Source organism: Kocuria sp. WRN011 (assembly GCF_002295155.1).
GTDB lineage: Bacteria > Actinomycetota > Actinomycetes > Actinomycetales > Micrococcaceae > Kocuria > Kocuria carniphila.
On sequence record NZ_NSGI01000006.1, the window covers coordinates 248708 to 262684 of the forward strand.

Consider the following 13977-nt stretch of genomic DNA (forward strand, 5'->3'; position numbering starts at 1 on the left):
CCCGGCCGGCAAAGTTACTGTGACGCGTGCGTGCTACTTGGAATCGTCCTTTACGCCGGCCTGAGCCTGATCGGTCTCGGCCTTGTCCGCAGCCTTATCGGCCTTCTGGCCCTTGGGCTCGGGCTTGGCGTCCACGCCGGCTTCCTTGCGCTGCTGCGCGGTGATGGGCGCGGGAGCGGCGGTCAGCGGGTCGTAGCCGTTACCGGTCTTGGGGAACGCAATGACGTCGCGAATGGAATCGGTGCCGGCCAGCAGGGCCACCACGCGGTCCCAGCCGAAAGCGATTCCACCGTGCGGGGGCGCGCCGAACTGGAAGGCGTCCAGCAGGAAGCCGAACTTCTCCTGGGCCTCTTCCTGCGACAAACCCATCACGCGGAACACGCGGTCCTGCACGTCGCGGCGGTGGATACGGATGGAACCGCCACCGATCTCGTTGCCGTTGCACACGATGTCGTACGCGTAGGCCAGGGCGTCACCGGGGTTGGTGTCGAAGGTATCGAGGAACTCGGGCTTGGGCGAGGTGAACGCGTGGTGCACCGCGGTCCAGGCGCCGGAGCCCACGGCCACGTCACCGGATTCCACGGCGTCAGCGGCGGGTTCGAACAGCGGGGCGTCCACGATCCAGACGAAGGCCCAGGCCTCGTCGTCGATCAGGCCGGTGCGGTGACCGATCTCGACACGCGCGGCACCGAGCAGTGCGCGGGAGGGCTTGGCCTCGCCGGCGGCGAAGAAGACGCAGTCGCCTTCCTTGGCACCCACGGCCTCGGCCAGTCCGGCCTTCTCCTCGTCGGAGATGTTCTTGGCCACGGGACCGGTGATCTCGCCATCTTCCTTGAACAGCATGTGCGCCAGGCCCCGTGCGCCGCGCTGCTTGGCCCATTCCTGCCAGGCATCGAGCTGGCGGCGCGGCTGGGAGGCACCACCGGGCATGACCACGGCACCCACGTAGGGAGCCTGGAAGACGCGGAACGGGGTGTCCTTGAAGTACTCGGTCAGGTCGGTGAGCTTGAGATCGAAGCGCAGGTCCGGCTTGTCCGTGCCGTAGTCGGCCATGGCCTGCGCGTAGGTCATGCGCTGGATGGGCGTGGGGATGTCCACGTCGATTAGCGACCACAGGGCCTTCACGATCGACTCACCCAGGGCGATGATGTCGTCCTCTTCCACGAAGGAAGCCTCGACGTCCAGCTGGGTGAACTCGGGCTGGCGGTCCGCGCGGAAGTCCTCGTCGCGGTAGCAGCGGGCGATCTGGAAGTATTTTTCGATGCCGCCCACCTGCAGCAGCTGCTTGAACAACTGCGGGGACTGCGGCAGCGCGTACCACGAGCCCGGCGAGAGACGGGCCGGAACCACGAAGTCACGGGCACCCTCGGGGGTGGAACGGGTCAGCGTGGGGGTCTCGACCTCCAGGAAACCCTGGTCGTGAAGCAGGTTGCGGGCCACGCGGTTGACCTCGGAGCGCAAGCGCATGATGCGGGCGGGCTCGGGGCGGCGCAGGTCCAGGTAGCGGTACTTGAGGCGCGCTTCCTCACCGACCTCCACGTGCTCGTCGATCTGGAAGGGCAGCGCGGCGGAGGTGTTGAGCACGGTCAGTTCGTCGACCATGACCTCGACCTCACCGGAAGGCAGGTTGGGGTTCTCGTTGCCCTCGGGGCGGCGCTCGACCTTGCCGGTGACCTGTAGGACGAATTCGTTGCGGAGCTGGTGGAACTCTGCTTCGTCGCGCACCACGATCTGTGCCACACCGGAAGCGTCGCGCAGATCCACGAACGCCACGCCACCGTGGTCACGACGGCGGTCGACCCAACCGGCCAGCGTGACCGTTTCGCCGATGTTCTGGGCGCTCAATGATCCGAGTTCGTGCGTTCGCAGCAAGAAATATCCACCTTTTCATGTCTGGGGTGTTGGCTCGACCGGTGCGTTCGCCAGCCGGTGGGCTGGGCGCGGCTCGGTGGCCAGGTCAGTCTGGTTGAAAGTCTACAAGTCTCAGGCGGTCTCGGGCGCCTCGACCGTAGGGTGCAGGTCCTCGTGCGGGGGCTGCCAAGCCGTGGGATCCGCGGTGACCTGCTCGCCGGAGCGGATGTCCTTGACCTCGTGGGTCACGGTGCCGTCCTCCTGAACGGTCGAGAACCACACGAACGGAATGCCGCGGCGTTCGGCGTAGCGGATCTGCTTGCCGAACTTCTGGGGCGACGCCGCCACTTCGGTCGCGATGCCACGGGCACGCAGTTGCCCAGCCACGTCCTGGGCGGCGGACCAGGACTCGTCGTCGTTGAGGGCCACGAGCACGGCGGAGGGCACGGCGCGCGAGGCCTTGGCCATGTTCTGGGACAGAATGCGGGTGACCAGGCGGGTCACGCCGATGGAGAGACCCACACCCGGGAAGTTCTTCTTGCCCGTGGTCGCCAGAGATTCGTAGCGCCCGCCCGAGCACACCGAGCCCAGTTGTTCGTGGCCCACGAGCACGGTTTCGTACACGGTGCCGGTGTAGTAATCGAGGCCTCGGGCGATGGAGAGGTCCGCGTTGACCTTGCCGGGAGCGCGACGGGCGGCCTCGCCCACGACCTCCGCGAGCTCGGTCAAGCCCTCCTCGAGCAGGTCGTTGCTCTCGCCCAGTGCGCGCACCTGCTTCACGAAGGACGTGTCCTCGGTGCGGATGCTCGCAAGATCCAGGGCCGACGCCGCCTGCTCGGCGGTTGCTCCCACGTTCGCCTGCAGATTGGCGATCACGGCGTCACGGCCGATCTTCTCGAGCTTGTCGATCTCGCGCAGCACGGCGGGGGCGTCGTCCAGGCCGATGCCGCGGTAGAACCCCTCGGCGAGCTTGCGGTTGTTCACGCGCAGCACGAACGGCGGGATGGGCAGCCGTGACAGTGCTTCGATCATGACCAGGGCCAGTTCCACGTCGTAGCGGAAGGCCAGGGTGCCGTCACCCACCACGTCGATATCGGCCTGGGTGAACTCGCGGGCGCGACCCTCCTGCGGACGCTCACCGCGCCACACCTTCTGGATCTGGTAACGGCGGAACGGGAACGTCAGGTAGCCGTTGTTCTCCACCACGTAGCGGGCGAACGGAACCGTGAGGTCGAAGTGCAGTGCGAGCGCGCCCTCCTTGGGCGACTTCTCGTCCTCGTCCTGCTGCAGCCGGGACACGCCGTAGACCTCTTTGTCGATCTCGCCCTTGCGCAGCAATTGTTCGACCGTCTCTACGGCACGGGTCTCGATGGACGAGAAGCCGTGGAGCTCAAAGGTGCGCCGCAGTTCGTCCAGGACGTGTTGCTCCACGATCCGCTCTTCCGGAAGCCATTCGGGGAAACCGGACAGGGAGGTGGTGCGGGCCATGGGTGAGTTCTCCTTGGTGCGAATGCGGGGTCCCGGCGCGCGATCCTGGACCTGGTCATAGAAAGGCCCCGAGCGGCGTCGTGGTGTGTGCTGCCATTCTAGGACGCCGCGGTCGATAGGATGGCCGTATCGATGACCGATTCCTCGCGTCGTGTGACGAATGCCCGCTTTTGTGGGGCTCGTAGCGCGGTCGTGGACGTGGAGAGAGAGTTATAGCGGTGACAGAACGTCCTGAATCCGACGACCGGCCCCAGACCCCCGAGTCGGCCCCCGTGCCAACTCCCCCGGCGAAACCTGCCAAGCCTGCTGCCCCGGCCGCAGCACCCACGCCGACGCCGCCCGCTGCAGCGCCGTCGAAACCCGCCACCCCTGCAACGCCCGCGAACGTCGTCCTCCAGGCCACCGAGGGTGCCGTGCCCGCGCCTGCCGGCCCGGCGCCGTCGGCACCCGTGGTCGCTCCCGCTCAGCCGGCCCAGTCAGCGCCGACCCAGACCGCGCCGGCCCAGGAAGCGGCCAAGCCCGCCCTGGCCACTCCGGAATCCGTGGCGCGTGCCAAGCAGCACGGCCGCGCGGACGAGAACGGCACCGTGTACGTGACCGTGGACAGTGAGGAACACGTGTGCGGCCAGTTCCCGAACGCGACCGAGGACGAGGCGATCGCCTACTTCGCGCGCAAGTTCGACGATGCCGAGGCCCAGGTTGACCTGCTCGAGCAGCGTCTCGCGGCCAAGGCTCCGACCACGGACATGCGCAAAACGGTGGAACACGTGCGTGAGCAGGTCGCCGCCCGCGGAATGGTGGGCGATCTGGCCGGACTTTCCACGCGACTCGATGCCCTAGATGTCGCCATTGGCGGGGCCGAGACCCGTGAAAAGGAAGAGCAGCAGAAGGCCAAGGCCGAGCAGCTGGCTCACCGCACGGCCATCGTGGAGGCCGCGGAAAAGGTTGCCGGTCAGGACCCTGAGAAGACCCAGTGGAAGCACTCGTCGGAGCGCATGGGCGAACTCTTCGATCAGTGGAAGGCGCACCAGCGTTCGGGCGTGCGGCTGTCCAAGTCTGATGAGGAATCCCTGTGGAAGCGCTTCCGCAAGGCCCGCACAACGTTCGACCGGCACCGCAAGGCGTTCTTCTCCAAGCTGGACGAGACCAACGCCAAGGCCAAGCGAGCCAAGGAAGCGCTGATCGCTGAGGCCGAGTCCCTGTCGAATTCGACAGATTGGGGCCCCACCGCCTCCAAGTACCGCGACCTCATGGATCGTTGGAAGGCCTCGCCCCGGGCGTCCCGCAAGGACGACGACGCCCTGTGGTCGCGGTTCCGCGCGGCCCAGGATGTGTTCTTCGACGCCCGCAAGGCCGCCAATGAACAGATCGATCAGGAGTTCGAGGCGAACCTGGTGGTCAAGGAGGAGCTGCTCGCAGAGGCCAAGAAGATCCTTCCCATCAAGAATTTGGATCAGGCGAAGAAAGAGCTCGCAGCCGTACAGGCTCGTTGGGAGGAAGCCGGTAAGGTCCCGCGTGCCCACATGCGTCGCGTGGAGAACGAACTGCGCGCCGTCGAGGACGCCGTCAAGAAGGCCGAGGACGACCAGTGGCGCCGCACGGATCCCGAGACCAAGGCACGCTCCAACTCCATGTTGACCCAGCTCGAGAACAAGATTGCGGATCAGAAGACCGCCATAGAGGCCGCCCGTGCCTCCGGCAACGAGAAGAAGGCCGCCACCCTCGAGAAGGATCTGGCCACGAGCGAGCAGTGGTTGGCCACGCTGCAGGCTTCGGCTTCAGAGTTGAACTGATGTGAGCTGAGCGCACTGCACAGCGAACGGGGACCGTTCCGGTTGTCCACAACCGGGGCGGTCCCCGTTTTCTTTCCCGCCGGCATCGGTTCAGATGGGGTCATGACACCGCCGCAGCCGCAACCCACCGACTCCGTTCACTCGCTACCGCCCCGAAGCGGTGCGAAGCTGACACCGGTCTTGCGACCCGGGCACCCGTTCAGCGGTCCTGAGCTCTCCGCGATGGTTTCGGACGGGATTCTCAACCGAATCCTGCTCGACGCCCACGTACCCGTGGGAACTCCGCTCACTCGAGTCAGCAAGTTGCATGTCCTACGCGCGGTGATTCCCGCCCATTTGCAACGTCGCGGGGTGCTCGGACGGCTCGGCGCCGCATGGTTCTACGATTGCGCGGAAGTACCTGAACCCCTGCCCATCCTCGTCGCCAAGGACGCGCGAACCACCACGACACTCCCCCGCGGGTTCAGCCTGCATCAGACCGCGTTCAATCCCTTCGACCGGGTCGTTCACGAGGATCTGGCGGTGACCAGTCCGCTGCGCACCGCGGTTGATGTGGCGCTTCACGTGCCCGGTTCCGAGGGCACCGGGGCCCTGCACTGGCTCATGGCCTCCCCGCACCTGCACTGCCCACCCGAATTGGTCCTGGCCGCACTCGAGGCCGTCGGCAAGAAACCGGGCCGCCGCCAGGCTCTGGCCAGGGTGCGGAAAGTGGGCCGAGCCGTGGAACGCGGTTACGAAGCCACCGGACGTTGACCCGAGGTGCGGTAGACGTCGTACACGCCATCGATCCGGCGGACCTGGTTAAGCACGTGGTCCAGGTAGCGGGTGTCTCCCATTTCGAAGGCGAAACGGGAGATCGCCAATCGTGACCGCGAGGTGTGCACCTGCGCGGACAGGATATTCACGTGGTTCTCGGACAGTACGCGGGTCACATCGAGCAACAGGGAGTGTCGGTCGAGGGCCTCCACCTGGATCTCCACGAGGAACAGCGAGGACTGCGTGGGCGCCCAACTGACTTCCTTGACCCGCGGATCATCTGAGGACAGCAGGGACTTCATGTTGTTGCAGTCCTTGCGGTGCACGGAAATGCCGGCACCACGGGTCACGAAGCCCACGATCTCGTCCGGCGGAACCGGGGTGCAGCAACGTGCCAGTTTCACGTACACGTCCGACATGCCCTGGACCACCACACCCGAATCGGACACCGTGGCCCGGGCCGGAGCGGTGACCTTGGTGGTCTCGGCGAAGTCCTCCTCGGTGCCCTCCGCGCCACCGTGGTGCTCGATGAGCTTCTCGACGACCTGCTGAGCGTTGACCGCGTCGTTTCCGAGCGCCTCGTACAGCGCGGCGACGTCAGACCGGTTGAAGTCCTGTGCGACCGATACGAGAGACTCGTGCGTCACCGTGCGCTGCAGCGGCAAGTGGTGCTTGCGCAGCGCCTTGGTGAGCAGGTCCTTCCCGCGCTCAATGGCTTCCTCGCGGCGTTCCTTCGAATGCCACTGGCGGATCTTGGTGCGCGCCCGCGGCGAACCCACGAACTTGAGCCAGTCCTGCGACGGCGATGCCGACTCGGACTTGGACGTCAGGATCTCCACACGATCACCGTGCTGGAGTTTGGAGGACAGCGGCACCAATTTGCCGTTGACCCGGGCGCCGATCGTGTGGTTACCCACCTCAGTGTGCACGGCGTAGGCGAAGTCCACCGGGGTGGACCCGGTGGGCAGCGCCATGACCTCACCCTTGGGCGTAAAGACGTACACCTCGGCCGTGTTGATCTGGTACCGCAACGAATCCAAGAAGTCCGAGGAGTCCTTGGCTTCTTCCTGCCACGAGACCAACGAGCTGAGCCAGTTGAGCTCGCCTTCCTTGGCCTTGGGTGTGGCGGAATTGGCCTGGTTGACCTGGTTCTTGTACTTCCAGTGAGCGGCCACACCGTACTCGGCACGGTGGTGCATCTCGTGGGTGCGGATCTGGATCTCCACCGGCCGCCCGTTGGGACCGATCACCGTGGTGTGCAGCGACTGGTACATGTTGAACTTGGGCATCGCGATGTAGTCCTTGAAGCGGCCCGGCAACGGGCTCCACTTCGCGTGCAGCACACCGAGGGCGGCATAGCACTCACGCACCGAGTTCACGAGCACGCGCGCGGCTTGCAGATCATGGATCTCGTCGAAATCCTTACCCCGCACGATCATCTTCTGGTAAATCGAGTAATAGTGCTTGGGCCGACCGGTGATCGTGGCGTCGATGCCGGACTTGTCCAGCTCCGCCGCGATCAGACCGCGGATCGTGGCTAGGTTGCGTTCGCGCTCCGGCGTGCGCTCCCCCACCATGCGAACGATCTCGTCGTAGACCTTGGGGTACAGCGCGGAGAAGGAGAGATCCTCGAGTTCCCATTTGATGGTGTTCATACCCAGTCGGTGGGCCAACGGGGCGAAAATCTCAAGGGTTTCGCGGGCCTTCTTGGACGACGACGAGGATGAGACGAACCGCCACGTGCGTGCGTTGTGCAGCCGGTCGGCCAACTTGATGACCAGCACGCGAATGTCCTTGGCCATGGCCACGATCATCTTGCGAACCGTCTCTGCCTGGGCGTTCTCGCCGTAGTGGATCTTGTCGAGTTTGGTCACTCCGTCCACGAGCGTGGCGACCTCTTCACCGAAGTCCTTAGTGAGCTGTTCGAGCGAGTAGTCGGTGTCCTCCACGGTGTCGTGCAGGAGCCCAGCGACAAGGGTGGCGCCGGTCATGCCCAGCTCCGCGAGAATCGTGGTCACGGCCACCGGGTGGGTGATGTAGGGGTCACCGGACTTGCGCTTCTGCCCTTCGTGGTACGAGTCCGCTACGGCAAAAGCGCGTTGCAGGACGTCCAGATCTTCGTCAGGGTGCGTCGCACTCACCGTGCGTAACAGTGGCACCAGAACGGGCGATCGGGGCACCGATTCACCGGAGAGCACGGACAGTGTCGAGCGGGTGCGTTCGCTGCGACCGGGGAACACCGCGCGTCCGAAGACCGGACGGGAGGCGGGCAACACAAAATGGGTTCCCGCGGTCTCGATTCTCGAATTGGCAGGCAGCGCCGGGGGGTCCTGTGGGTTGGGCGGCACGGAATTCTTTGCACTCTGAGCGTCTGACTCTGTCGTCATGGGTCCACAGCCTCCTCACGGATCACCGCTGGCCGGGACGGGATCTCTGCGCCCGGTGCGCTAAGTAGCCAAGTCTAATAGCACGCCCCCGCACCTTACGGTACGGGGGCGAGTGTAACGGAGGTGCGGCGCGTTATTCGCGCGGCCCGGCCTGGACCGGATCCGCGGTCACCGGAGTGCCGTCGGTCTGGCGGGCGTCCAGAACCTTGCGTTCCTGGTCACGCACGGCCGGTTCGAGTCCGCGCAGCCAGGAGTACAGGGGCGCGGCCACGAACATGGTGGCGATCGTACCCACGATGATGCCTACGAACAGCGACAACGACAGGTCCTTCAGCGTTCCCGCGCCGAGCAGATAGGCACCGATGAACAGAATGGCACCCACGGGCAGGATTCCCACGATGGAGGTGTTGATCGAACGGACCAAGGTCTGGTTGACCGCCAGGTTGATCTGTTCCGAGAACGTCCGTTTGGCCCGCTCTTCCGGTGCCGCGCCGCTCAACAACCCCTTGGTGTTCTCACGCACCTTGTCGAAGACCACCACGGAGTCGTACAGCGAGTAGGACAGCACGGTCAGGAAGCCGATCACGGCGGACGGGGTGACCTCGAAATCAACCAGCGAATACACGCCGGCGGTGATCACGATCGTGGCCATCATCGCGGCAACCGCCGACACGGACATTTTCCACGTGCGGAAGTAGAGCGCCATGAGCACCGTGGCCAGCAGGACGAAGATCAACAGCCCCCACAGGGCCTGTTGGGTCACTCCCTGCCCCCATGTGGGGCCCACGAAGTTCGAGGTCACCTGGTCGTCCGAGGCGCCGTACGCCTCTTGCAGGGAGTCCTTGACGGCCAGAGTCTGGTCGTCGTCGAGCTGTTCGGTCTGCACGCGCACCGTGCCGGGCGCAATGTTGGTCACGGTCACGCCGCTGGCGTCAGAGGATTCCGCCACGGCCTGCTCGCCGGTCTGGACATCCGTGTTCTCGATACCGGACACCGTGAATTCCGAGCCGCCCGTGAAATCAATGCCCAGATTGAAGCCGCCCTTGACCACCGGGATCAGCAGGGACAGCACTACGAGTGCCACGGTCAGAGAGAGCCACAACCGGCGCTTCTCAACGAACGGGTAGGACTTACGACCGCTGTGCAGGTCGTTACCGAAGCGTGCGAGTCGGTTGCTCATCGGGTGCTCCCCTCGGTCTGTTCGGTCTGGTCCACCGCGCTGGAACCGCCGGATACGTCGGCTCCGTCCGCGGCGCCGTCGCCCGGGGTTTCGGCGGCCTTCTGACGACGACGCCGCTCGGCGATCGTGAGTCCGTCGCTGTCCTCGGGGCTACGAACGCGTCCCGCGCCGCGGTAGAACGGCACGGCGTCGAGCGCTTCGGGATCGAGACCCGAGTTCTTGGCGCCCCCGCCGAAGTACTTGGTGCGAGTCAGCAGCACCATGACCGGGTGGGTGAACAGGAAGACCACGAGCAAGTCGGCGATGGCGGTCAGGCCCAGGGTGAATGCGAATCCTCGCACGTTGCCCACGGCCACGAAGTACAGCACGACTGCCGCAAGGAGGTTCACGGCCTTGGCGGCGAGCACAGTTTGCCGCGCGCGTTTCCAGCCGTGATCCACCGCGGCGGGGATGCTTCTGCCCGCGCGGATCTCGTCCCTGATGCGTTCGAAGTACACGATGAACGAGTCGGCGGTCTGGCCGATGGCCACGATCAGACCGGCCACACCGGCCAGTGACAGGCGATAGTTGGCGCTCCACCCCAGCAGGGTGATGGCGAAGTAGGTGATCAGGCCCGCCACCAACAGGGACGAGATGGTCACCAGACCCAGCCAGCGGTACTGGAACATCGAGTACACACACACCAGCGCCAGCCCCACCAGGCCCGCGATGATGCCCATGCGCAGCTGGTTGCTACCGAGAGTCGCAGAGATCTGCTGCTCGGACTCGATGCTGAAGCTCACGGGAAGGGCACCGTACTTGAGCTGCTCGGAGAGGAAGCGCGCGTCCTCCTCCGTGAAGGAACCGGTGATCTGGGCGCTGCCGTCGTTGATCACGGCGTTCATGGAGGGCGCCGAAATCACGGTGCCATCCAGGAGGATGGCGAACTGGGACCGGGGGTCGCCCTGCTGTGCCTGACCGATCTGGTACAGGCGCTCGGAGAGTTCCTTGAACGTCTCGGTTCCCTCGGAGTTGAACTGCAGGTTCACGGCGTATTGCCCCGTGGACATGCCCTGCTGATTGTTCGCCATTCCGTAGGAGGCGTCGTCGATGTCCGTTCCGGGGATCTCGAGCGGGCCCAGGATGTACTTGGCGTTGTTGGCCGGGTCGCAGGCCACGACGGCCTTCTCGGGGTCCTGTGCCTTGCGCTCTTCCTGGGGTCGCTGCGCGGCGCAGTCCAGGGACTCGAACTCCTTGACGAGTTCCGGGGTGACCCAGTTTGGATCCGAGGAGTCAGTGGGCTCTGCATCCGGTTCCGGAATTTCTTCGACCGGGGTGCGTTGTTCCTCGGGCGTGGGTGTGCCCTCAGCGGTGGTGATCACGGGGCGGAACGCCATCTGCGCCGAAGTCTGAATCAGATCGCGAGTCTCGGAGGAAGGAACACCGGGCATGGACACCACGATGTTCGAACCCGACTGGGTGCTGATCTCGGCCTCCGAGACACCGGTACCGTCCACGCGCTGGCGGATGATCTCCACGGCCTGGTCCAGCTGTTCCTGCGTGATCTCCTGACCGTCCTGGGCCTCCTGGAGCTCCGGGGACAGCACCATTTGCGTGCCGCCCTCAAGATCCAGGGCCAGCTTGGGATCCCACCCGGTCCGATCGGTGGTGACACCGTAAATCAGGATGCCCGCCAGGGCGATGGTCAGCACGGCGAGTGCCACGAGTCCGCGCTTGGCCGTGCTCACGGCCGCCTGGGATCCCGAGCGCACCGTACGAGGCGCACGGGACGCCGCTTTCGAGGGGGATGTTTTCGACTCATCGGCGCCCGAACGGCCCGAGGTGTCCTTGTCTGATGCCATGTCTGTCCTTCAACAACGCACGGTGAGCGCGGCCAGCCAACTCGCCGCACCGGGTCCGGTCATGAGAAACGGGCCGATGCTCTCGGCCCGTGTCTCATGCACTTCTTTAGTTGGTGTCGTTATCGCGGCGGTTGTCACGCCAGGTTCCGCGCGAGGAATCATCACCCGACAGGTTCTCACCGGTTGCCGTGTCACCGGGGACATTGTCACCGGGCAGATCGTGCTCGCGGTCACCGATGGATTCCCGTGCACCACCTGCAGCCGTGGAGCCCTCTCCGTCCACTGCACCGTCTTGAGCAATAGTCGCATTCTGGGCGGCGTTCTCGGTGGTGGGTTCATCGAGGATGGTCGTCACGGTCTGAGTGTGCACGGTGACCGAAGTTCCCGGAGCCACTTCCAGCACGGCCTTGTTCTCATCACGGTCGATCGACAGGACGGTTCCGTAGAGACCGAAGCTCGTCATGACGCGGGTACCGGGCTCCATGGTCGCCTGCTTGGCTTTGATCTGAGCCTGGGCCTTCTTCTGGCGGCGCATGGGCAGCCACAGCAGCAACACCATGACCACGAGCATGACGGGCAAGAACCATGCGGTTCCGCCGCCGCCTGACTGCTGGGCCTGTGCAAGAAGTTGGGCGGAGAGAATCACGGAGTTCCGTTCTGTAGACGATGCTGACGGCTGCGGTGACCAGCGCGGCCACGAGTGCACGCGGGAGTCATCACAGGGATCCGCTCAAGTGTAGGGGATGTAGCTGGCCACGCGCTGAACAGCGACGCCGGGGCCATAACGGCACCGTGGCGTACGTCTGATTGACTTGGCCGTTCCTGGCCGGGCACGGCCGGGGACCCCTGTGGCCTTGCTCCCCGGGGCACCCGCTCAAAATGCCGTGGGCTGCTCTTCTTCGGGCGGATCCGTGGCCAACGCGGTCCGCAGTGCGGGGTCCTTGAAGGCCGCGTGATCGGGCACGTTGAGCCCCAGGTGCTCCCACGCCGCGGCCATGGCAATGCGACCGCGAGGGGTGCGTCCCAACAATCCCTCGCGCACGAGGAATGGTTCGGCGACCGTCTCGACCGTCTCGGTTTCCTCGCCCACGGCAATGGCCAAGGTGGAAAGCCCAACCGGGCCCCCGTTGAACTTGGTGACCAGGGCGGAGAGGACATTGCGGTCCAGTCGGTCCAGTCCCCTGACGTCCACTTCGTACATGTCCAGCGCAGCGCCGGCGGTGCGGGCATCGATCCTGTGCACCCCGTGCACCAGGGCCCAGTCCCGGACGCGTCGCAACAGTCGGTTGGCAATTCGTGGAGTACCGCGCGAACGTGAGGCCACTTCGTAGAACCCCTCAGAGGTCATGTTCAGGTCCAACAGACCTGCCGATCGGCGCAGGACGAGTTCGAGCTCGGGAACCGAGTAGAACTCCAGGTGGCCGGTGAAGCCGAAGCGATCACGCAGCGGTCCGGGCAACAGGCCCGCGCGCGTGGTGGCACCCACCAGGGTGAAGGGAGGTAGGTCCAGCGGGATGGACGTGGCACCGGCACCCTTGCCGACCACGATGTCCACGCGGAAGTCCTCCATGGCCATGTAGAGCATTTCCTCGGCCGGGCGGGACATGCGGTGGATCTCGTCCAGGAACAGCACTTCACCATGGGTCAACGAGGACAGAATGGCCGCCAGGTCACCGGCGTGTTGAATCGCAGGACCGGACGAGATCCGCAGGGGTACGTCAAGTTCCTGGGCAATGATCATGGCCAGCGTGGTCTTACCCAGGCCGGGAGGGCCCGAAAGCAGCACGTGGTCCGCGGTGCGTCCGCGCAGTTTGGAGGCTTCCAGGACGAGTGAGAGCTGAGCACGCACCCGCTTCTGCCCCACGAAATCGTCGAGGGTACCCGGGCGCAGACTCGCTTCGAGCTGCTGATCGTCCAGATCGCCCTCGGCGCCGACCAGTCGTTGCTCCCCCTGCACAGAACCGCGTTCTTCGAATGCCATCAGGACCGTCCTCGGCTACGCGCGTGACTCGTGCCCTTGGCCGTACCCAGCCAGGACAACACGGCGCGCAGGACCTCTGCCACGTTGCCGGAATCCGCAAGCTCCGGTTGAGTCTCCAGGGCGTCGTCGATGCCACGGGTGGCGTCCTTTTCGCTCCATCCCAGACCCGTGAGCGCGTCCATGACCTGTTCGCGCCACACCTGCATCTGCGGCTGCGCGGCCGGACTCTCCTTGGGTTCCGGAAGCACGAGCTTGTCGGCCAGTTCCAGCACGATGCGACGGGCGGATTTGGGGCCGATTCCCGGCACGGCGGTGAAGGCCTTGTCGTCTCCGGTGGCAATGGCGCGCCGGGTCTCGTCCGGTCCGAGCACGGAGACCGCGGCCAAAGCGGTGCGCGGTCCCACGCCGGAGACACCGAGCATCACGGTGAAGACTTCCTTCTCGTCCGCCCCTGCGAAGCCGAACAGCAAGGGGGCCTCGTCCTTGCGGGCAATGTAGGCAGTGTGAAGGTGCACCGTGGATCCCGTGCGCAGACCCGCCAGGGTATGCGGGCTGGCCTGGACCTCGATCCCGAATCCCGAGACTTCGACCACCGCCTGGGTGGCACCCACGAAGCGCACCTCACCGGTCACCGATGCAATCACTGGGCGGCTCCCGTCACGCGGGGTGACCCCGCCATAGATTCGAACACGTATACGAA

Annotated in this window: 10 protein-coding genes; 2 read left to right on the forward strand and 8 right to left on the reverse strand. The window is 65.3% G+C overall.

The features are described 5' to 3' along the window. Window positions 1-33: 33 nt before the first annotated feature. Together aspS and hisS are read right to left on the reverse strand one after the other, a co-directional pair. Entirely contained in the window at window positions 34-1872 is a 1839-nt protein-coding gene (gene aspS / locus CKW39_RS10380) for an aspartate--tRNA ligase (protein ID WP_095798041.1), read from the reverse strand. A gap of 111 nt (window positions 1873-1983) precedes the next feature. Continuing rightward, on the reverse strand, window positions 1984-3339 hold the full coding sequence (gene hisS / locus CKW39_RS10385) for a histidine--tRNA ligase (RefSeq protein ID WP_095798042.1): 1356 nt from the start codon (window positions 3337-3339) through the stop codon (window positions 1984-1986). A gap of 218 nt (window positions 3340-3557) precedes the next feature. Between hisS and CKW39_RS10390 the strand changes: the two genes are divergently transcribed. Beyond that, window positions 3558-5132 (forward strand): DUF349 domain-containing protein, encoded by a 1575-nt coding sequence (locus CKW39_RS10390; protein WP_371514718.1) that lies wholly within the window; start codon window positions 3558-3560, stop codon window positions 5130-5132. 102 nt (window positions 5133-5234) lie between these two features. Further along, the gene (locus CKW39_RS10395) at window positions 5235-5885 is read left to right on the forward strand and encodes a hypothetical protein (RefSeq protein ID WP_095798112.1); all 651 of its coding nucleotides are present in this window, start codon (window positions 5235-5237) and stop codon (window positions 5883-5885) included. Here CKW39_RS10395 and CKW39_RS10400 read toward each other — a convergent pair. The 6 genes from CKW39_RS10400 to ruvA all read right to left on the reverse strand — a co-directional run bounded on the left by CKW39_RS10400 (window position 5864) and on the right by ruvA (window position 13921). Continuing rightward, complete coding sequence (locus tag CKW39_RS10400) at window positions 5864-8275, reverse strand: bifunctional (p)ppGpp synthetase/guanosine-3',5'-bis(diphosphate) 3'-pyrophosphohydrolase (RefSeq protein ID WP_095798043.1); 2412 nt, start codon at window positions 8273-8275, stop codon at window positions 5864-5866. The two genes, CKW39_RS10395 and CKW39_RS10400, sit on opposite strands and share 22 nt — an antisense overlap. 133 nt (window positions 8276-8408) lie before the next feature. Continuing rightward, on the reverse strand, window positions 8409-9455 hold the full coding sequence (gene secF / locus CKW39_RS10405; RefSeq protein WP_095798044.1) for a protein translocase subunit SecF: 1047 nt from the start codon (window positions 9453-9455) through the stop codon (window positions 8409-8411). Then, window positions 9452-11296, reverse strand: a complete 1845-nt coding sequence (gene secD, locus CKW39_RS10410) for a protein translocase subunit SecD (protein ID WP_095798045.1) — start codon at window positions 11294-11296, stop codon at window positions 9452-9454. The genes secF and secD overlap by 4 nt, the downstream gene beginning before the upstream one ends. A 106-nt stretch (window positions 11297-11402) precedes the next feature. Continuing rightward, a complete protein-coding gene (yajC, locus tag CKW39_RS10415) occupies window positions 11403-11942 on the reverse strand; it encodes a preprotein translocase subunit YajC (protein ID WP_254049371.1) in 540 nt (179 codons plus the stop codon). Window positions 11943-12170: 228 nt separating this feature from the next. Continuing rightward, window positions 12171-13277, reverse strand: a complete 1107-nt coding sequence (ruvB, locus tag CKW39_RS10420; RefSeq protein WP_095798046.1) for a Holliday junction branch migration DNA helicase RuvB — start codon at window positions 13275-13277, stop codon at window positions 12171-12173. Then, the gene (ruvA, locus tag CKW39_RS10425; RefSeq protein ID WP_095798047.1) at window positions 13277-13921 is read right to left on the reverse strand and encodes a Holliday junction branch migration protein RuvA; all 645 of its coding nucleotides are present in this window, start codon (window positions 13919-13921) and stop codon (window positions 13277-13279) included. Before ruvA ends, ruvB begins: the two co-directional genes overlap by 1 nt. Window positions 13922-13977 lie beyond the last annotated feature (56 nt).

Bases quoted from the DNA above. Each gene is read 5' to 3' on its own strand.
- hisS (WP_095798042.1), bottom strand. From the start codon at position 3,339: ATGGCCCGCACCACCTCCCTGTCCGGTTTCCCCGAATGGCTTCCGGAA.
- CKW39_RS10395 (WP_095798112.1), top strand. From the start codon at position 5,235: ATGACACCGCCGCAGCCGCAACCCACCGACTCCGTTCACTCGCTACCG.
- CKW39_RS10400 (WP_095798043.1), bottom strand. From the start codon at position 8,275: ATGACGACAGAGTCAGACGCTCAGAGTGCAAAGAATTCCGTGCCGCCC.
- secF (WP_095798044.1), bottom strand. From the start codon at position 9,455: ATGAGCAACCGACTCGCACGCTTCGGTAACGACCTGCACAGCGGTCGT.
- secD (WP_095798045.1), bottom strand. From the start codon at position 11,296: ATGGCATCAGACAAGGACACCTCGGGCCGTTCGGGCGCCGATGAGTCG.
- ruvB (WP_095798046.1), bottom strand. From the start codon at position 13,277: ATGGCATTCGAAGAACGCGGTTCTGTGCAGGGGGAGCAACGACTGGTC.